The 17,533-nt window shown below is 63.4% G+C and carries 17 protein-coding genes; 8 read left to right on the top strand and 9 right to left on the bottom strand.

All coding sequences use genetic code 11. The features are described from left to right. The 6 genes from NKI05_RS12920 to NKI05_RS12945 form a co-directional block, all read right to left on the bottom strand. Nucleotides 1–510, bottom strand: coding sequence for an L-2-amino-thiazoline-4-carboxylic acid hydrolase (locus NKI05_RS12920; protein WP_023672929.1), 510 nt, complete (start codon nucleotides 508–510; stop codon nucleotides 1–3). Beyond that, nucleotides 507–1,292 carry an ATP-binding cassette domain-containing protein gene (locus NKI05_RS12925; RefSeq protein ID WP_023672928.1) on the bottom strand — a complete coding sequence of 262 codons (786 nt, stop codon included), beginning with the start codon at nucleotides 1,290–1,292 and terminating at the stop codon, nucleotides 507–509. Before NKI05_RS12925 ends, NKI05_RS12920 begins: the two co-directional genes overlap by 4 nt. Further along, a complete protein-coding gene (locus tag NKI05_RS12930) occupies nucleotides 1,289–2,290 on the bottom strand; it encodes an ABC transporter ATP-binding protein (protein WP_023754218.1) in 1,002 nt (333 codons plus the stop codon). The genes NKI05_RS12925 and NKI05_RS12930 overlap by 4 nt, the downstream gene beginning before the upstream one ends. Then, nucleotides 2,287–3,117: an ABC transporter permease gene (locus tag NKI05_RS12935; RefSeq protein ID WP_352762659.1), complete on the bottom strand. Its 831-nt coding sequence runs from the start codon at nucleotides 3,115–3,117 to the stop codon at nucleotides 2,287–2,289. The genes NKI05_RS12930 and NKI05_RS12935 overlap by 4 nt, the downstream gene beginning before the upstream one ends. Further along, the gene (locus tag NKI05_RS12940) at nucleotides 3,114–4,100 is read right to left on the bottom strand and encodes an ABC transporter permease (protein WP_023669856.1); all 987 of its coding nucleotides are present in this window, start codon (nucleotides 4,098–4,100) and stop codon (nucleotides 3,114–3,116) included. The genes NKI05_RS12935 and NKI05_RS12940 overlap by 4 nt, the downstream gene beginning before the upstream one ends. Nucleotides 4,101–4,370: 270 nt before the next feature. Further along, a complete protein-coding gene (locus tag NKI05_RS12945; protein WP_031205523.1) occupies nucleotides 4,371–5,975 on the bottom strand; it encodes an ABC transporter substrate-binding protein in 1,605 nt (534 codons plus the stop codon). A 362-nt stretch (nucleotides 5,976–6,337) separates the two neighbouring features. On the opposite strand from NKI05_RS12945, the gene NKI05_RS12950 reads away from it, so the two are divergent. Next, nucleotides 6,338–7,528: a M24 family metallopeptidase gene (locus tag NKI05_RS12950; protein WP_023815721.1), complete on the top strand. Its 1,191-nt coding sequence runs from the start codon at nucleotides 6,338–6,340 to the stop codon at nucleotides 7,526–7,528. Between the two features lie 170 nt (nucleotides 7,529–7,698). Here the strand turns inward: NKI05_RS12950 and NKI05_RS12955 are convergent, their stop codons facing one another. From NKI05_RS12955 to NKI05_RS12965, 3 genes are read right to left on the bottom strand one after another with little or no spacing between them, the layout of a single operon-like run. Continuing rightward, a complete protein-coding gene (locus NKI05_RS12955; protein WP_023698983.1) occupies nucleotides 7,699–8,115 on the bottom strand; it encodes a cupin domain-containing protein in 417 nt (138 codons plus the stop codon). A gap of 4 nt (nucleotides 8,116–8,119) precedes the next feature. Next, nucleotides 8,120–8,974 (bottom strand): phosphoenolpyruvate hydrolase family protein, encoded by an 855-nt coding sequence (locus NKI05_RS12960; protein WP_023712290.1) that lies wholly within the window; start codon nucleotides 8,972–8,974, stop codon nucleotides 8,120–8,122. A gap of 13 nt (nucleotides 8,975–8,987) precedes the next feature. Next, nucleotides 8,988–10,181, bottom strand: coding sequence for a Tm-1-like ATP-binding domain-containing protein (locus NKI05_RS12965; protein ID WP_023815722.1), 1,194 nt, complete (start codon nucleotides 10,179–10,181; stop codon nucleotides 8,988–8,990). Between the two features lie 111 nt (nucleotides 10,182–10,292). Here NKI05_RS12965 and NKI05_RS12970 point away from each other — a divergent pair, with 111 nt between their 5' ends. From NKI05_RS12970 to NKI05_RS13000, 7 genes are all read left to right on the top strand, one after another. Continuing rightward, entirely contained in the window at nucleotides 10,293–10,976 is a 684-nt protein-coding gene (locus NKI05_RS12970) for a TetR/AcrR family transcriptional regulator (RefSeq protein WP_023815723.1), read from the top strand. A gap of 302 nt (nucleotides 10,977–11,278) precedes the next feature. Further along, entirely contained in the window at nucleotides 11,279–12,391 is a 1,113-nt protein-coding gene (locus NKI05_RS12975) for an ABC transporter ATP-binding protein (RefSeq protein ID WP_031205525.1), read from the top strand. A 46-nt stretch (nucleotides 12,392–12,437) separates the two neighbouring features. After that, complete coding sequence (locus NKI05_RS12980; RefSeq protein WP_023728574.1) at nucleotides 12,438–13,871, top strand: ABC transporter substrate-binding protein; 1,434 nt, start codon at nucleotides 12,438–12,440, stop codon at nucleotides 13,869–13,871. Nucleotides 13,872–13,951: 80 nt separating this feature from the next. Further along, nucleotides 13,952–15,013, top strand: a complete 1,062-nt coding sequence (locus NKI05_RS12985; RefSeq protein WP_023835039.1) for a carbohydrate ABC transporter permease — start codon at nucleotides 13,952–13,954, stop codon at nucleotides 15,011–15,013. A gap of 3 nt (nucleotides 15,014–15,016) precedes the next feature. Further along, complete coding sequence (locus NKI05_RS12990) at nucleotides 15,017–15,955, top strand: carbohydrate ABC transporter permease (RefSeq protein ID WP_023728572.1); 939 nt, start codon at nucleotides 15,017–15,019, stop codon at nucleotides 15,953–15,955. A gap of 1 nt (nucleotide 15,956) precedes the next feature. Next, nucleotides 15,957–17,045 (top strand): ABC transporter ATP-binding protein, encoded by a 1,089-nt coding sequence (locus tag NKI05_RS12995; RefSeq protein ID WP_023733630.1) that lies wholly within the window; start codon nucleotides 15,957–15,959, stop codon nucleotides 17,043–17,045. Further along, complete coding sequence (locus NKI05_RS13000) at nucleotides 17,042–17,482, top strand: hypothetical protein (RefSeq protein WP_352792413.1); 441 nt, start codon at nucleotides 17,042–17,044, stop codon at nucleotides 17,480–17,482. Before NKI05_RS12995 ends, NKI05_RS13000 begins: the two co-directional genes overlap by 4 nt. Nucleotides 17,483–17,533: the final 51 nt, after the last annotated feature.

Consider the following 17,533-nt stretch of genomic DNA (forward strand, 5'->3'; position numbering starts at 1 on the left):
CTATCCGGCGGCATCCCGGTTGGTCAGCGCGATGTGGCAGCAGCCGGAGCCGTGGCCCGGCGTCCAGGTGACATTGTCGAAGCGCACGCCCGTTGCCTCGAACAGACCACGGTCGAAAGCGCCGGCGATGCGGCAGAGCGTGGCGAGTTTTTCATCACCGACACCGGCCTCGACCCAGGCGTCCTTCAGCGGACAACGCTTCACCTTGAAAGCGATGTGGTCCGGCCCGCGCTCGACATCCGTCGGATACATCAGGCCGCCATCCGGGCTGACGGCCAAAAATGCCTCGCCGATGGCCGGCGCGTCGTTAGGTCCGAAACGGGCGAAGGCGGCCGCCGCCACCTCCTTGCCGCGCTGCTCGATGGTGCGGATCATGATCGCCTCGGCCTTTTCCGCGCCGAGTTCGCCGGTCAGCTCGTCGAGAAACAGACGGTAGAGATCGGCGCGGTTGCGGAAGGCGGAATCGAGTTCGAGCGACAGTTTTTCGGCTCTGGCTTCTGGTTCGGTCATGGTACCTGCCTGCTACTTTTGTTCAATCTTGGCGCCGCCGCAACCAGCGCCTTGCCGATTGCCGACTGCGGCGCGTCGATTACGTTGCGGGCGTCGCCGCTCTCGGCGATCCGCCCGGCGTCGAGAAGAACGACGCGGTGGGCGATGGCCCGCACCACGCCGAGGTCATGGGAAATAAAGAGATAGGTGATCCGTTCCCTGACCTGCAGGTCGAGCAGCAGCTCGAGGATCTGTCCGCGCACCGAAACGTCGAGCGCCGACACCGCTTCGTCGAGCACGATCAGCGACGGTTTGGTCGCGATGGCTCGGGCGATGGCGACGCGCTGGCGCTGGCCGCCGGAGATTTCGTGAATGGCGCGCGAGGCGAGATCGGCTGCCAGCCCGACGCGCTCCAGCAAGGCAGCAATGCGGGCCGGCCTCTCGGCGCGGGAAGCGATGGCATGGATGCGCAAGGGATCGTCAAGCACGCGAGCCACCGTGGCGCGCGGGTTGAACGCGGCGAGCGGATCCTGGAAAACCATTTGCAGGCGCGCGCGCTTGGTGCGCAGGGCCGCACCCTTCAAGAGCAGAAAGTCATCGCCTTCGAACTGGACGGTGCCGGCGTCGGGCTCGATCAACCTAAGCACCAGCCGCGCGATCGTCGACTTGCCGCTGCCGGAGGGCCCGGCCAGCGCCAGCGTCTCGCCGGGTTCGATGGCGAAGGAGACACCGTCGACGGCCGCGATGGCCTTGCCGCCACGACGGTATCGCTTGGTAAGACCGAAGACGGTGAGCAAGTTCATGCCGGCGCCCGTCGTAGCAGCGGATCGGCGTCGAGGCCGAGATGGGCGTCGAGCAGCGTTCGCGTATAGGCATGGCGCGGGGCGTTTATGATTTGCTCCGTCGGGCCGAGTTCGATCAGTTCGGCGTTCCGGAATACAGCGATACGCTCTGCGAGTTCGGCGGCCAGCGCGATGTCGTGGCTGATGAACAGCAGCGTCATGCCGTCCTCCGCCACCAGTTGCCGAATGAGGCTGACGATTTCCGCTTGCACAATGGTGTCCAGCGCGCTGGTCGCCTCGTCGGCGATCAGCAGTTTCGGACCGGCTGCAATGGCCGCGGCAACAGCAACGCGCTGCTTCTGGCCGCCGGAGAGCTGGTGCGGGAAAGCACGCATGGCGGTTTGTGGGTCGGGCAGCCGGACACGTTGGAGCAGGGTTTTGGCTTTGGCGTAAGCTTGTGGCCAGTCGAGGCCGAGGTGGGTGCGGGCGACTTCGGCGATCTGTTTGCCGACGGTCATGACGGGGTCGAGGCTGGCGGAGGGGTCCTGGAAGACGAAACCAATGTCGCGGCCGGGAAGGGGGAGCGTGCTGGGCTCGGTTAATTTGAGAGGTCGGCGTTCCGTCACACCCCCCTCTGTCCTGCCGGACATCTCCCCCGCAAGGGGGGAGATTGCTCTCTCATCTCCGCCTTCGCCAACCACGAACGTTGCAGAAGGGAAGCCGTCGGCAAAGCTGCTGATCTCCCCCCTTGCGGGGGAGATGTCCGGCAGGACAGAGGGGGGTGGGAAGGATCGCGGCGCCTGAAATTGCCACTTGACATGCCCTTCAATCTTGGCGCTCGCCGGCAGCAGTCCAGCCACCGCCAGCGCCAGCGTGCTCTTGCCCGAACCGCTTTCGCCAATGACCGCCAGCCGCTCGCCGGCAATAACATCCAGGCTGACCCCCTTCAGCGCCGTCACCTCGGTCCCATCCCGCCGATAGTGCACCGAGAGATCGCGAATCTCAGCCAGCGCGGTCACGACAGGCTCCTCCGCACGACCGTCGTCTCCACCACGCCTTCGCCGGCGAGATAGATACCGAGCACGGTCAGCACGAGTGCGATACCTGGAACGATCGACAGGAAGGGCGCGGTGCGCAGCACAGTGCGGCCCTCGGCAATCATGCCGCCCCAGGTGACGCGATTGGGGTCGCCGAGACCGAGGAAGGAAAGCGCTGCCTCGGTGAGGATCGCGGCCGCCACGATTACCGAGGACAAGGCCAGCACCGGCGGCAGAGCGTTGGGAAGCACTTCGCGAAAAGCGATCTCAAGCGGATGCATGCCGATGACGCGAGCGCCGGCGACGTAATCGCGCTCGCGGATCGACAGCACTTCGGCGCGGGCTACACGCGCCGGTCCGGTCCAGGCGCCAAGCGCTATTGCCGTGACGACGACGCCGAGCGACGGCCCGACGACACTGACGAAGGCCAGCGCCAGGAGAAAACTCGGCACGGTCTGGAAGGCATCGGTGATGCGCATCAGCCCCTCGTCGACAAGGCCGCCGGCAAAGCCGGCCAGCGTGCCGACGACCGCGCCGATGAAGAGTGCCGCCGCCGCCGCCGCCAGGCCGACCGCCAGCGAGCTGCGGGCGCCGTGGAACAGTTCGGCCAGCACGTCACGGCCGAGCCGGTCGGTGCCGAGCGGCAGCGACCAGTCCTGGAACGGCGGCAGCAGTGCTGGTCCGGCAATGGCTTGCGGGTCGCCGGGGAAGAGCAGCGACGCAAACAGCGCCATGGCGAACAGAAGCGCCAGGATGATCGCGCCGGCGACCGCTTCCGGCCGGCGCAGGAACCGCGGCAGCGCGCTCACGCGCTGGCCTCGCTGGCGCCGACGCGCGGGTCGAGGAAGGCGTAGGCGATGTCGACGGCAAGGTTGACGGCAATGACGAGGACGGCGCTGGTGAGGATGATGCCGAGCAGCAGCGGCGTATCGCGCGAGGCAACCGCTTCCTGCGCCAGCCGGCCGAGGCCGGGCACGGCAAAGACGCTCTCGATGACGACACTGCCGCCAAGCATCTGCGCCGATTGCAGGCCGAGCATGGTGAGCAGCGGCAAGAGCGCGTTGCGGGCGACATGGGCGAGCACGATGCGGCGGCGCGACAGCCCCCTGGCGCGGGCGGCGAGCACAAAATCCTGCCGCCACGCCTCGGCCATGCCGGCGCGCATCATGCGCAGATAGAGCGCGAGATAGATGAAGCCGAGCGCGGAAACCGGCAGGACGAGGTGGACGGCGATGTCGGTGGCGCGGTCAAAACCGGTCTTGTCCGAGGCCAGGCTCTCGATGCCGCCGATCGGCAGCCAGCGCAGGTCGACGGCAAAGACGACGATCAGCACCAGGCCAAGCCAGAAACCCGGCACGGCATAAAGCGCCAGCGAGCCGATCGACAGGAAGCGGTCGCGAAAGCTGCCGGGTCTGGCGCCGGCATAGATGCCGAGCGCCGAGCCCAAACCGAAGGAGAGCGCGGTGGCGGTGACCATCAGGAGCAGTGTCGTCGGCAGGCGTTCCAGGATGACGTCGCGGATCGGCCTTGAGAAAGTGACGGACTGGCCGAGGTCGAAATGCAGCAGCGCCCAGAGGTAGTTGGCGAGCCGGGTCAACTCGGACTGGTCAAGGCCCCAGCGATGGCGCAGCAATTCGATCATGCCGGCATCGCCGCCGGTCGAGACGATGTAGGCGTCGACCGCGTCACCGGGGGCGGCTTCCAGGAGGAGGAATGTGCCGATGATGACGATCAGCAGCACGAAGATGCTGCCGACGAGGCGACGGCGGATGAGGGTGAGGGCGCGGGTCATGGGGGACGCATGGCGGCGCGCCAGTCGGGAGAAGTGCGGTGTCTAGGCACCCCCCTCTGTCCTGCCGGACATCTCCCCCGCAAGGGGGGAGATTGGATTTCGCCTCTGCCTTCGCCAATCTTCGATGCCGAATGTACGCGACAGCGAAGCTGCTGATCTCCACCCTTGCGGGGGAGATGTCCGGCAGGACAGAGGGGGGTGTGACGAAACGCGGCCCTACGCCATGCCTTCACACCAATTTCTTCGCGAACTTTCATCCGCGAAATACTGTCACGATTCCAGATACGTGTCCGCCCAGTTCGAAACCGCCCAGCGCGGGTTGTTGGCGATGTTCCCCACCGTCTCGCGCGCGACGCTGATGAAGCTCCATTCGGCGACGTTGATCAGCGGCAGGTCCGCCGCGACCTGTTTCTGGAATTCCTTGTAGAGGTCGGTGCGCGCTGACGTATCCAGCGTCTCCGAAGCCTTGGCGATCAGCGCGTCGAGCGCGGCGTTCTTGTAGCCGCCCTGGTTGGAGAACGGCACGCCGTCGGGAATGCCGCTCTGCACCAGGATGGTGGTCGAGATCGCCGGGTCGCCGCGGAACACCGGCGGGCCGACGGCGAGGTCGAAGGCGTGGTCGGTGTAGACGGCCTTGATGTGCGCGGCCGAGTCATTGTTGACGATCACGGCGTCGATGCCGATTGCCGCCAGCGCCTGGCGCAGATAGTCGCCGAACTGCTTGGTCTCGTTGAAATAGGGTGCCGGCAGGAGTTTCAGCGCAAAACGCTTGCCGTCATCGGCGCGCTTGTACCCCGCGCCGTCGAGCAAGGCGTTGGCCTTGGCGACGTCGAATGGATAGATCGGCACGTCGGCAGTGTAGAATTGCGGATCGTTCTTCGGCACCGGGCCGGTGGCGGTGGCGGCATAGCCGAGGAACACCGTCTTGACGACGAAGTCCTTGTCGATGGCATGCGCGATCGCCTGGCGGACCTTCACGTCGGCCAGTTCCTTGCGACGATGGTTGATCTCGACGACGAGCTGATAGGTCAGCCCCTCATAGCCCTTGGAGATCACCTTCAGGCCCGGCACCTTGGAGATGCGGTCGAGATCGGCGAGCGGCACGGCGGAGAAGGCGGCGAGCTGGATCTCTTCGGCCTCGAGCGCCGCTGCAGCCGACGTGCGGTCGGGCAGCACCTGATAGATGATCTCGTCGAGATACGGCTCGTCCTTGGCCCAGTAATCGGCATTCCTGGTCAGCTTGTAATACTGGCCGGCCTTGTATTCGCCGAACTTGAACGGTCCCGTGCCGATGGGCGCGTTGTTGGCCGGGTTGTCCTCGATCTTGCCGACTTCGTAGATATGTTTCGGCACCACGCTCGACAGCGCCGGCAAGGCGTTGCGGATCAGCTGGAACGGCGTCGGCTTGGCGAATTTGAACACGGCGGTTAGATCGTCAGGGGTGTCGACGCTGGCCAGATCCTTGAACACGGTGCGGCCGAGATTTTGCAGCGGCTTCCAGATCTGCAGCGCCGAGAAGGCGACGTCGGCCGAGGTGAACGGCTCGCCGTCATGCCATTTGACGCCCTCGCGTAGTTTGAACGTCACCGACAGGCCGTCGGCCGCGCCCTCCCAGCTGAGTGCCAGCTGCGGCTGGAGCCCGTCCTTGCCTTCGAACGAGGCTTCGGCCAGCGTTTCGACGATCTTGCTGGAGATGAAGAAGACGCCGTTGGAGGCGACGATGGCCGGATTGAGGTTGCGCGGCTCGGAATCGGCGGCAAGCACGAGGCGGCCGCCCTTCTTCGGCGTCTGCGCCCAGCTGAATGTGGGCATGGCGGTGGAGGCCAGCAGTAAAACTGAGCCGCCAAGCAGCGTGCGTCTGGAAATATCCGACATGATCAACCTCCGTCCTCTCCGCGACCAGATGGGCGCACCCCTCGAAGCTGGCGGCACCCGCCAGCATCCTCGCGGCGATTATGGCCCTTGCCAAGGGTTTCGCCAGAGACGGAATTGGCGCATCTTTGCTTGGCTTTGAAATTTTCGTCCGCTGGACCAGTTTAGAGGTGGCCCTTTCATTCTGGTATTCTGGTAGGACCAGATTGCCTTAGTGTGCAGCAATGACGAGTGGTGACAGCCTGCCGAAGCAATCTAACCTGTTTCTGGCTGGACCAGAGTTAACGAAATGGTGCAAATTTGATCGAAGCCAAGGGATTGGACGCAGTACGGCCGGCGATCCCACTGATATCAGGGAGAGAAAGATGAACATTGCCCCGGGCAAGAGCGCCGTCAGCAATATCCCGTTCGACCAGGCGAGGGTCGACCGGCTGATGGAAGAGGCCGGCATCGATGTTCTGCTCGCGACGTCCAAGCACAACACGCAGTATCTGCTCGGCGGCTACAAGTTCATCTTCTTTGCCGCCATGGATGCGATCGGCCATAGCCGTTACCTGCCTATCGTCCTCTATGAAAAGGGCGGGCCCGATCATGCCGCCTATATCGGCAACCGCATGGAAGGCGCCGAGCACCAGAACAACCCGTTCTGGACGCCGACGCTGCATGCCGCCTGCTGGGGCACGCTTGATGCTGCCAATCTTGCGGTCGAGCACATCAGCAAGATCGGCAAGGCCGGCGCCCGCCTCGGCATCGAGCCGGCCTTCCTGCCGTCGGACGCCTATGCGCTGATCCGCAGGGCGTTACCGGATGCCAGGCTGATCGACGCGACCGGCATGCTGGAGAGCATGCGCGCCATCAAGACGGACGCCGAGCTGGAAAAGCTGCGTATTGCCTCCGAGCTAATCACGGATTCCATGCTGGCGACCATCCAGTGGGCGCATGAAGGCACGACCAAGGCGGAGATCATCGAGCATCTGCGGCGCGAAGAAACCAATCGCGGCGCGCATTTCGAATATTGCCTGCTGACGTTGGGCGCCAGCCACAACCGCGCGGCGTCACCGCAGGCTTGGAAAAAGGGCGACGTGCTGTCGATCGATTCCGGCGGCAATTATCACGGCTATATTGGCGACCTCTGCCGCATGGGCATTTTGGGCGAACCGGATGCCGAACTGGAAGATCTGTTGGCCGAGGTCGAGACAGTGCAGCAGGCGGCGTTCTCGAAGGTGAGGGCAGGCACCATCGGCGGCGACATGATTTCGCACGCGGAGGGCGTGCTGAAGGCGTCGAAGGTCGCGCCCTATACGGATTTCTTCGCCCACGGCATGGGGCTGATCACGCATGAGGCTCCGTTCCTGATGACCAACCATCCGGTGACCTATGAAGGCACCTATGCCGCCAAGCCGCTGGAGACAAACATGGTGCTGTCGGTGGAGACGACCATGCTTCACCCGACGCGGGGGTTCATCAAGTTGGAGGACACGTTGGCGGTGACGGATACGGGATATGTGATGTTTGGGGATCGGGCGCGGGGGTGGAATAGAGGTGGGATAGCCTAGCTCGGCGCTACCCCCTCACCCGGATTGCCATCCGAATTCCGAAGGGCAATTCGGGGCTATCCGACCTCTCCCCGAGGGGAGAGGAGTTTGCGCCGGCGCTGGCTTCTGCCTCTTCTCCCCTCGGGGAGAAGGTGGCCGCGAAGCGGCCGGATGAAGGGGGCCTTTCGCGATTACTTCCCCGCCGGGATCAACCTGAAATCCGGCAACTCCCGCAGCACCAGTTCGGGTCCGGCCGGCGAATAGACGACGAAGAGCTGCATCGGCCCATCGCCCGTGTTCAGTGTCGAATGGAAACGGCTTTCCGGCACATAGATGGTGCAGCCGGGGCCGACCTTGGCGACGACCGGATTGCCCTCCTCGTCCTCCACCATCTGCTCGCCATTGCCTGAGATGACGAAGATGATCTCTTCCGCGCCGGGATGGTTGTGGCGCGTGTGGCCCTTGCCTGACGGCAGGTCGACGACGCCGCCGGAAAAGCGCGTCGCGCCATTTACTTCCGGCGCGACTGTCAGCGACAGCTTGCCCCAGTCAAAGCCGAAGGCGCTCACGTCCTTCGGGTATACGAACACCTTGCTCTTGTCGGTCATGATCTCATCCCTTCTTTTTCTTCTGGTCGTGCAGCGTGACGGCCTTGAAATCCGCCGTCTGCCTGGCGATCGCGGCTTCAGCCGGCAGCCGTTCCATCGAACTCGCGCCATAAAAGCCATGCAGGCCCTTGCAGCGGTCGAGGATGTAGCGGGCATCATCCGGCATCGAGATCGGCCCGCCATGGCAAAGCAGGATGACATCCTTGCGCACCGAGCGCGCCGCGTTGGCGATGGCGTCGATCTCGACCACGCAGTCGTCGAGCGACTTGGCCGACGTGGCTCCGATCGAGCCGCCGGTCGTCACCCCCATATGGGCAACGACGATGTCGGCGCCGGCTTTTGTCATGGCGCGCGCCTCGTCGGGGTTGAAGACATAGGGCGTGGTCAGAAGATCGAGCTTGTGCGCCTCGGCGATCATGTCGACCTCCAGCCCGAAGCCCATGCCGGTTTCCTCAAAACTCTGGCGCATGCTGCCATCGAACAGGCCGATGGTCGGGAAATTCTGCACGCCGGAAAAGCCCATCGTCTTCAGCTCGGCAAGCAGCAGCGGCATGATGACGAAGGGATCGGTGCCGTTGACACCGGCCAGCACCGGCGTCTTTTTGACCACCGGCAGCACCTCGTAGGCCATTTCCTTGACGATCTCGTTGGCGTTGCCATAGGCGAGCAGGCCGGCAGCCGAGCCGCGCCCGGCCATGCGGTAGCGGCCGGAATTGTAGATGATGATGAGGTCGATGCCGCCGGCTTCCTCGGCCTTGGCCGACAGGCCGGTGCCGGCGCCGCCCCCGACGATGGGCACGCCGTCGGCGATCATCGCCTTGAACTTCTTCAATATGTCTTTGCGCGGTATTGCGGGCATTTGTTGGCTCTCACTATCTGGCGATGTCGAGGAAGGCCGCGGTTGCGGCTTTGGCAAATTCCGGATCGTTGATGTGCAACGGCAGGCGTGTGACGCGGCGCGTGGCGCTCGGCCTGATGGTGCGCTCGATGGCATCGAACAGCACGGCGTCGGCTTCGAGGTCGAAGAAGGCGCCGCCCTCGATGTCGAGTGCCGAGACGCCTTTTTCGGGGATCAGGAAATGCACAGGGCCCTCGCAGCGAGCGAGCCTGGTGCCGATCCACTCGCCTATGCCGCGGCATTCATTCGCCGTGGTGCGCATAAGCGTGACGTTGGGATTGTGCTCGTAGAACAGCCGGCCCCTAAACTTCTCGGGAATGGTCGGCGGCGCCCAGAAATTGACCATGTCCAGCGCGCCGACCGAGCCGACATAGGGCAGCTTGGTGCGGGCGATAGCGCCGAAGCGGTCTTCCGTCGCCGGCAGCACGCCGCCGAACAACAGGTCGCAGACTTCCGTCGTGGTGATGTCGATGACGCCGGCGAGCAGGCCCGAGTCCGCGAGCTTCTCCATCGAGCGGCCGCCGGTTCCGGTGGCGTGGAAGACCATGCAGTCGTAGTTGGCGCGCAGCTGGTCGGCGATGGCGGTCACGCAAGGCGTGGTGACGCCGAACATGGTGAGCCCGAGTGCCGGCTTGCCAGTGGCGACTGGCGCCGGCCTGGCGGCCATGCCGGCGATTGCCTGCGCCGCATTGTGCAGCACGACGCGTGACAGCCGGTTCAGTCCCGCCATATCGGTGACCGATGGCATCATGATGATGTCGGAGACGTCGACATAGGGCGCGGTGTCGCCGGAGGCGAGCGTCGAGACCATGATCTTGGGCAGCCCAAGCGGCAGCGCGCGCATGCCGGCAGTGATGATCGACGTGCCGCCGCCGCCGCCAATGCCGATCACGCCTGATATGTCGTCGCGCGACTGAATGAAACTGGTGAAGGCGGCGCCCATGCCGGCCACTGCCGTGCCGCGATCATCGATGCCGAGCACGCCACTGGCTCCATCCGGATGATGCGCCGCGACCTCGCTGGCCGGGATATCGACCGGCACGGTGGCGCCGCGCGTTCCGATGTCGACACGGGCAACCGAACTGCCGGTGGCGGCAATAGCATCGGCCAGGAAGGCAAGTTCCTCGCCCTTGGTGTCGGCTGTGCCCACCACGTAGATGCGCTTCATCGCGTTTCTCCCGTCACCGGCCGACCGGCGCCGGGCCGCCTGTCGCCCTTTGCCGGCCTTTCGGTGGGCAAAGGTCATTGCAATTTTTTGAGACGCGCGTATCGTATTGACATGGAAGTCTCACGTCAACAAGCCGCTGGGAACGACGACGCCAACGAAGCTGCCGAACGCGGCCCGCGGGCCCGCACAAAACGGCTGATGCTGGAGACGGCGACGCGGCTGATGCAGGCGGGCGTCACCCCGTCTGTCAGCGAAGTCGCGGAGGCGGCGCAAGTGTCGCGCGCCACCGCCTATCGCTATTTCCCAAGCCAGGCAGCCCTGGTGCAGGCGGTGGTCGACGAGGGGCTTGGGCCGATCCTGACCTGGCAATCGACGTCCACCGATGCCGGGCGCCGCGTCGCCGAACTGTTCGACACCGCCATGCCGCGCATCGAGGCTTTCGAGGCAACTTTCAAGGCGGCGCTGAAACTGTCGCTCGACCAATGGGCGCAGCGGCAGGCGGGCACGTTGGACGGCGAACCGCAATTCACGCGCGGACATCGCGTCCAGCTGCTGAAGGACGCCATCGCACCGCTCAAGGGCCGGCTGCCGCCGCGCGAGTTCAAGCGACTGGCACAGGCGCTGTCGATGATGTTCGGCGTCGAAGTGCTGATCGTGCTGAAGGATATATGGGAGCTCGATAGCCGCGGCATGCGGTCGGTCGCGCAATGGGCGGCGGGCGCGCTGGTGCGCACGGCGATGGCGGAATCAACGGCTGAAACCGATGCGGCCGTGCCAGCGGCATCGGCGAAATAGCGCCAATCTGGTTCGACCAGATTTGAACGACCACTACTGATGTTAACCAGGATGTAGATGCCGAAACAAGGCTCTCCTATATCAAGGAGTAGGAAAATTAAGGGAAAACAGTCGGATACATGAAGAATCCGGTTATGCAAGCTCCGATAGCGATCCAAGAAAGAGCTTGACGGCTATCCAAAATTGGTAATACCAGATTAGGAAAGAAAAGGCGGATCGAGAATGACAGCCGCAGTCCATTTCGGCAGGGCGAGGAGAATCATACGGATGGCGCGTGTTCCGTCCGCACGAGGTGGCGCATCGTGACGCAGACGTCGCCTCGCGCCAGTGACGGCAAGGGGATTGCGCTGCGCCTCGATGGGCTCAGCAAGGCCTATGGATCCGTGCGCGCCATCAACGACCTGAGCTTCGCCGTCGACGAAGGCCGCTTCTTCGTACTCTTCGGGCCGAGCTCCGTTGGCAAGACGACGACGCTGCGCACTATCGCCGGCCTCGTCCAGGCCGACTCCGGCACGCTTGAGATCGGCGGCCGCGACATGGCCCATGCGCCGATCGCCGGCCGAGGCATCTCGATGGTCTTCCAGTCTTTCGCGCTTTACCCCCACCTCACGGTCTATGACAATCTCGCCTACCCGCTGCGCGAGGAGAAAGCCGCGCGCGCCGAGATTGACAAGCGGGTGAAAGAGACCGCCGAGATCCTGAAGCTGACACACCGCCTGAAGGCCAAGCCGGCAACCCTGTCCGGCGGAGAGCAGCAGCGCGTCGCGCTCGGCCGCTCCCTGATCCGCCGGCCAAAGATTCTTCTGCTCGATGAGCCGCTCACCAATCTCGACGCCAAGCTTCGGCACGAGACGCGCGCCGAGCTGAAGCGGCTGCACCGCCAGTTCGGCATGACCGTGATCTATGCCACGCCCGACGAGATCGAGGCTCTCTCGATGGGCGAGACGATCGCCGTCATGCGCGATGGGGGCATCGTCCAGATCGGCACGCCAGACGAGCTTTACGAGCAGCCGATCAATACCTATGTCGCCAGCAAGATCGGCTCGCCGCACATGAATCTGTTCACGGCCTCGGTGCGCGCCGACACCAGATCTTTCGACACGCCGCTCGGGACTCTGGTTCCGGCGACGGCGCCAAAGACTGCCGATGCCAACGAGGCCGCGCTGATCGGCATTCGCCCGAGCGACATTCGGCTCGCCGCCAAGGGCGAAGCCGGGGTTGCCTCGAAGGTGCATCTGGTCGAACCGCTCGGCGACATAACGATCGTCTCGGTCGAGGCCGGCGGCGAGATGTTGCGCATGGTGCTGCCGGAAGCGATCGCCGCCAGCATCAGGACCGGCGATTCGGCATCGATCGCCATCGATAACAGGAAAATCCACGTCTTCCGCGCCGCGAGCGGCCAGGCAATGACCTGACTCGAACGGCGAGAAGCAATCCGGTTAACCAAGGGAGGAAACGCGAATGACGGCGATGACCAAACTGAAAGGGCTAGCGACAGCCGCAAGCTTCGCTGCCACACTACTGGTGGGAGGCGTGACCTATGCCTCTGCCGAAGAAGTGACGTTGACGATGGCGGTGCCGGATTGGCCCCCGACCCGCATTATGAAGAAGTTCTTCGACGAGCAGTACAAGCCGAAGTCTGGCAATACTGTGAAGCTCGATGTGGACTTCATTCCGTGGCCGGATTTCTACACCCGCGTCAACGCCTCGTTGACCTCGGGCGAAAAGAAGTACAACTTCATCGTGTCGGACTCGCAGTGGCTGGGCGCCTTCGTCGAAGGCGGCTACTTCCGCAAGATCAACGATCTCATCGATGCCGACCCGGAACTCAAGGCGACGATGGAGTCGATGCATCCCGCCGTGCTCAACGCCTACTCGACCTATCCCAACAGCACGCCGAACTACTACGGCTTCCCGCAGTTCCCGGACGTGCTGGTCACCTACGGCCGCAAGGACGTGCTCTGCAACAACGACGAGCAGGCCGCCTACAAGGCGAAGTACAATGAGAAGCTGCCCTGCACCGGCGAAGAAATCGACGCCATGGACTGGAACACGTTCGAGCATGTTGGCGAATTCTTCCAGCGCAAGAAGGGCGACAAGCTCGCCGGCCAGGTGCTGGATGACGATTTCTATGGCATCGCCTATCAGGCAGGCAAAGGCTACGACTTCTCGACGAGCTCGGTCCACACGTTCGTCTGGGAGCATGGCGGCGGCATCTGGGATGAAACCAAGGCCCCGACCGGACATGCCGAAGGCGTCGTAAACTCCCCGAAGTCCATCGAGGGCATGGAGCATTTCCTCAAATTGCTGAAGTTCATGCCGCCGGTGGTCAAGACCGGCACCATGGACATCTTCGTCTCGGACCAGTTGTTCCGTGAAGGCAAGGTGGCCATGAACATCGACTGGATCGGTCTCGCCGAAGCCTCGCTCGATCCCAAGACGTCGAAGGTTGCCGACAAGCTGGTGTTCGGATTGGCGCCAGGCCTGCGCGGTGCCGACGGCAAGGTGAATCGTACGTCACAGATCGGCGGACAGCCTTTCGTTCTCACCACCTGGACGACGCCTGAGCAAATCAAGGAAGCGGTTGGCTTCGTGAAGTGGTGGCTCTCGCCTGATATCCAGCACCAGTTCGCCGCCGGCGGCGGCCAGTCCGCGATCAAGTCGGTCTACAGCGATCCGAAGTATGTGACCTATCGTCCGTGGGACCGCGCCTGGGCGAACTCGCTCGACTGGCAGAAGGACATGTGGCACGTGCCGCAGTTCTTCGAACTGCTCACCCAGCAGCAGGACCAGTACGACCTAGCCATCACTGGCAAGCAGGACGCCAAGACCACCTTGGATAACATCGCCAAGTTCCAGGAGGACCTCCTGAAGAACGATGGTCTTATCCAGTAACCTTCCGACATAGCTGCGGGGAGCGGGCAAAAGCCGCTCCCCGTCATTGCCACTTCAGGCGCTCCATATTTCGGACTCCCATGACCGCTGTTTCAAGCACGCTGCTGACACCACGCCTTACCGCGGTTGTTGCCCACAACTGGAAACTCGCCATCGCTGTCGCTGTCGTCGTGTCGGCCATATCAATGGCGGGCTTGCCTGCGGCTGTCTCCTTCTGGGTGGTGGGCGCCGCGGTGGCGTTGGTCGCGGCCGCATTTACCGTCAACGCGTATCGCCGCCACTACTTCGGCGCCTTGCTGGTCGCTCCGGCAATCGCCGTTCTGTTTGTGATGAATATCTTCCCCCTGCTGTGGTCGCTGGGCCTTTCGTTCTTCGCCTACCAGGCAAACCAGCAGACGATCCGCTTCGTCGGACTCGGGAACTACATCCGGATCCTTACCAACGATCTCGCTGCTCACGCGACTTGGGGCGCGCTGATCAACACCGCCATGTTCGTCGTGTTCACCGTCTCCGCGCAGATGATCGTCGGCTTTCTGCTGGCCATCCTGTTCGCCAAGCAATTTCCGCTGCGCAAGTATTTGTTGATCCTGGTGCTGACACCGATGATGCTTTCGGTTGTCGCCTCTGGCGTGTTCTTCACCTACTACTATGACCCGACATTCGGGATTCTCAGCTACGTCATCAATTCCATCTCCGGCAACCAGTTCATCCTGATGAGCAACAAAGTCGGTGCCGTGGCGGGAATCGTTTTCGCCGACGCATGGATGTGGTCGCCCTTCGTCATGCTCCTTGTGCTGGCGGGCCTCGTCTCGGTGCCGAAATACCTTTACGAGGCCGCTGCCATCGACCGTATTTCCAGCTGGCGGCAATTCTGGATGATCACCTTCCCCTACATCCGCGGCCTTCTGATGTTGGCCCTTCTCTTCCGCACCATCGAGGCATTCAAGCTGGCGGATCTCGTCATCCTCCTCACCAAGGGCGGCAACGACACGCTGACGATCTCCTATCACTTGATCCGCATCGCCAACGAGCAGAACAAGACGAGTGAGGGCGCGTCGATCTCCTATCTGATGCTGTTCATGGTGATCGTTCTCACCAACCTCTACCTGTACCTCGCAAACCGCCGTACGCAGGGAGCCTAACCCGTGACCGAATCGATATTGGGAAAGCTCGGCTTCCGCAGGGCCAGCGGAGTAGACGAGGCCGGCTGGGGGCGGACGCTCGCCGTGGCCGTCGTCGCCTTTATCTATTTTCTGCCGGTGCTGTTCATCATATTCACCGCCTTCAAACCGCAGGGCGACGCGCTTCTGGTGCCTCCGACGCTGTCGCCCACGTCGCTGTTCGGCTTGATTCCGGATCATTTTGTGTTCAAGCCCACGCTCGAAAATTTTGGGTCCGTCTTTTCTCGCTCGATGACGTCGGGCGGTGCCCCGGAAGCGACAGGATTCGACCGTTATTTCTTCAACTCGATCTTCATCGCCTCGGCTTCGGTGCTGCTGGCGCTGGTCATCGGCACCCTGGCGGCCTTCGGCTTCTCGCGCTATCCGCTGAAAGGCAATGACACCTACCTGTTCATCATCCTGACCACGCGCATGCTGCCGGCGATTGTGGTGATCATTCCGGTGATCCTGATGTTCCGCGTAGTGGGCCTGTCGGGCTCGTATCTCGGCATCATCATGCTCTACACCGCCTTCAACCTGGCCTTCACCATCTGGATGATGAAGAGCTTCTTCGATGAATTGTCGCCAGACGTCGAGGATGCCGCCCGCCTCGACGGATCGTCCGGAATGCGGGTGTTCTTCAAGATTTGCCTGCCCCAGGTCATTGCCGGGCTCGCCGCCACGTTCGTGTTCGGCCTGATCCTCACCTGGAACGAGTTCCTCTTCGCCCTCTTGCTCTCGGGGCCCGACACGAGGACGGTCCCGGTCGCCATGAACCAGGCCGTGTCGTCGGGTGGACGCGGCACCGACTGGACTTTGCTTGCCGCCATCGAAACCCTGTTCCTCGTCCCAGTCTTCCTGGTCACCTTCTTCTTGCAAAACCATCTGTTGCGCGGTGTTACCTTCGGCACGGTGAAGCGCTGAGATGTCAACCATCGAACTCCGCAAAGTCACCAAGCGCTTCGGCTCCTTCACCGCGGTCAAGGACGTTGACCTGTCGGTGGCCGCCGGTGAGGTCGTCTGCCTTCTCGGCCCGTCCGGCTGTGGCAAGACTACGACCTTACGCGTCATCGCCGGGCTGGAAAGCGTCACTGACGGCGAGGTCGTCGTCGCCGGCAAGGTGATGAACAAACTGCCGCCCGAAAAGCGCGACATCGCCATGGTGTTCCAGTTCTACGCGCTCTACCCGTCGGCATCGATCGCCGAGAACATCGCCTTCCCGCTCTATCATGACGGCATTTCCGGGGCTGAGCGGACTGCCCGCGTCAACCGCGTCGCCGCGATCCTTCACTTGGAGCACGTTCTCGACCGGCTGCCGAACCAGATATCCGAGGGCGAAAAGCAGCGCGCCGCCATGGCCCGCGCCATCGTCCGCGACCCCAATTGCTTCCTCTTCGACGAGCCCTTGTCGCGTCTCGATGTCGAACTGCGCCAAACCATGCGTGGCCAGATCAAGGAAGTGCTGCAGGGCCTCTCCAAAGCGACCGTGATCGTGACCCATGACCAGCTCGAAGCGCTCACCATGGCCAACCGCATCGCCATCATGAAGGACGGCCTGATCGAGCAAGTCGGCTCACCGCACGAGGTATTTGCCAAGCCCGCCAATGCTTTCGTGGCGAGCTTCATCGGCACGCCGCAGATGAATCTTCTCGAGGCCGACCTCAAGGCCTTCGCCGATGGCACGGCGGACATGACCGTGGCCGGCATTAGTCTGGCGATCCGCACGGACGCGGCGGTCGCGCGCCTGCAGCCCGGCAAGGTGACGATCGGTGTCCGCCCCCGTGCTTTCACCGTGACCGATACGGGGGACCGTGGCACCATCTCCGCCAGAGCCGAGCTCATCGAGCCCATGGGCGCCGAAACCCTTATTCATGCCCGCACGGCGGCAGGCGCCGACATCCGCGTCGTGGTGACGAGAAGCCAGTGGGTCAAGGTCGGCGAGGCGCTGAATCTACGCCCCGATCCCAGGCAAACCCATGTCTTCGATGGCGCCGGAAAGGCGGTGCGGTCATGAGCGACAGTTCTTCCGGCATGAGCCGCGCCGGCGCGTTCCGCCTCGAGCTCTTCATCATTGGCCTCGGCGTCTTGGCGCTGGTGCTGATCTTTCAACCCTTTTCCATCGGCCTGTACGCGGTCGGCAGCGGTCTCGTGGTGCTTGCCGGGCTCATCAACAACCTGCTGCCGTTGGCCCAGCCGGGCGTCAAGGCGCGCAGTGTGGTGACCGTAGCGCTGGTCGTGGCGCTGGTCTTCTGCATTGCGCTGCTGGTATCGACCACGGCGGCGCATCTCTACGGCGTCTTCTTCCTCAATCCACCGGACCCCAACACTCTCGCCGGCAAGGCGCAGCTCGCCACGCCGCCTTTCTACAAGCAGGCTTTCGTGTGGGAAATCGCCGCCGCGGCGGTGATTCTCGCGCTGATCGTCACCGCTCTCAACAAGACAGCGCGATGATCAGCAGCTGACGCTATCCGGCAGGTCGCGCTCGCGCCCGTCCGCGACGGT

The sequence above is a fragment of the Mesorhizobium sp. M0771 genome, assembly GCF_040320155.1.
GTDB lineage: Bacteria > Pseudomonadota > Alphaproteobacteria > Rhizobiales > Rhizobiaceae > Mesorhizobium.

Bases quoted from the DNA above. Each gene is read 5' to 3' on its own strand.
- NKI05_RS12920 (WP_023672929.1), bottom strand. From the start codon at position 510: ATGACCGAACCAGAAGCCAGAGCCGAAAAACTGTCGCTCGAACTCGAT.
- NKI05_RS12925 (WP_023672928.1), bottom strand. From the start codon at position 1,292: ATGAACTTGCTCACCGTCTTCGGTCTTACCAAGCGATACCGTCGTGGC.
- NKI05_RS12940 (WP_023669856.1), bottom strand. From the start codon at position 4,100: ATGACCCGCGCCCTCACCCTCATCCGCCGTCGCCTCGTCGGCAGCATC.
- NKI05_RS12945 (WP_031205523.1), bottom strand. From the start codon at position 5,975: ATGTCGGATATTTCCAGACGCACGCTGCTTGGCGGCTCAGTTTTACTG.
- NKI05_RS12950 (WP_023815721.1), top strand. From the start codon at position 6,338: ATGAACATTGCCCCGGGCAAGAGCGCCGTCAGCAATATCCCGTTCGAC.
- NKI05_RS12955 (WP_023698983.1), bottom strand. From the start codon at position 8,115: ATGACCGACAAGAGCAAGGTGTTCGTATACCCGAAGGACGTGAGCGCC.
- NKI05_RS12960 (WP_023712290.1), bottom strand. From the start codon at position 8,974: ATGCCCGCAATACCGCGCAAAGACATATTGAAGAAGTTCAAGGCGATG.
- NKI05_RS12965 (WP_023815722.1), bottom strand. From the start codon at position 10,181: ATGAAGCGCATCTACGTGGTGGGCACAGCCGACACCAAGGGCGAGGAA.
- NKI05_RS12970 (WP_023815723.1), top strand. From the start codon at position 10,293: ATGGAAGTCTCACGTCAACAAGCCGCTGGGAACGACGACGCCAACGAA.
- NKI05_RS12980 (WP_023728574.1), top strand. From the start codon at position 12,438: ATGACGGCGATGACCAAACTGAAAGGGCTAGCGACAGCCGCAAGCTTC.
- NKI05_RS12985 (WP_023835039.1), top strand. From the start codon at position 13,952: ATGACCGCTGTTTCAAGCACGCTGCTGACACCACGCCTTACCGCGGTT.
- NKI05_RS12995 (WP_023733630.1), top strand. From the start codon at position 15,957: ATGTCAACCATCGAACTCCGCAAAGTCACCAAGCGCTTCGGCTCCTTC.
- NKI05_RS13000 (WP_352792413.1), top strand. From the start codon at position 17,042: ATGAGCGACAGTTCTTCCGGCATGAGCCGCGCCGGCGCGTTCCGCCTC.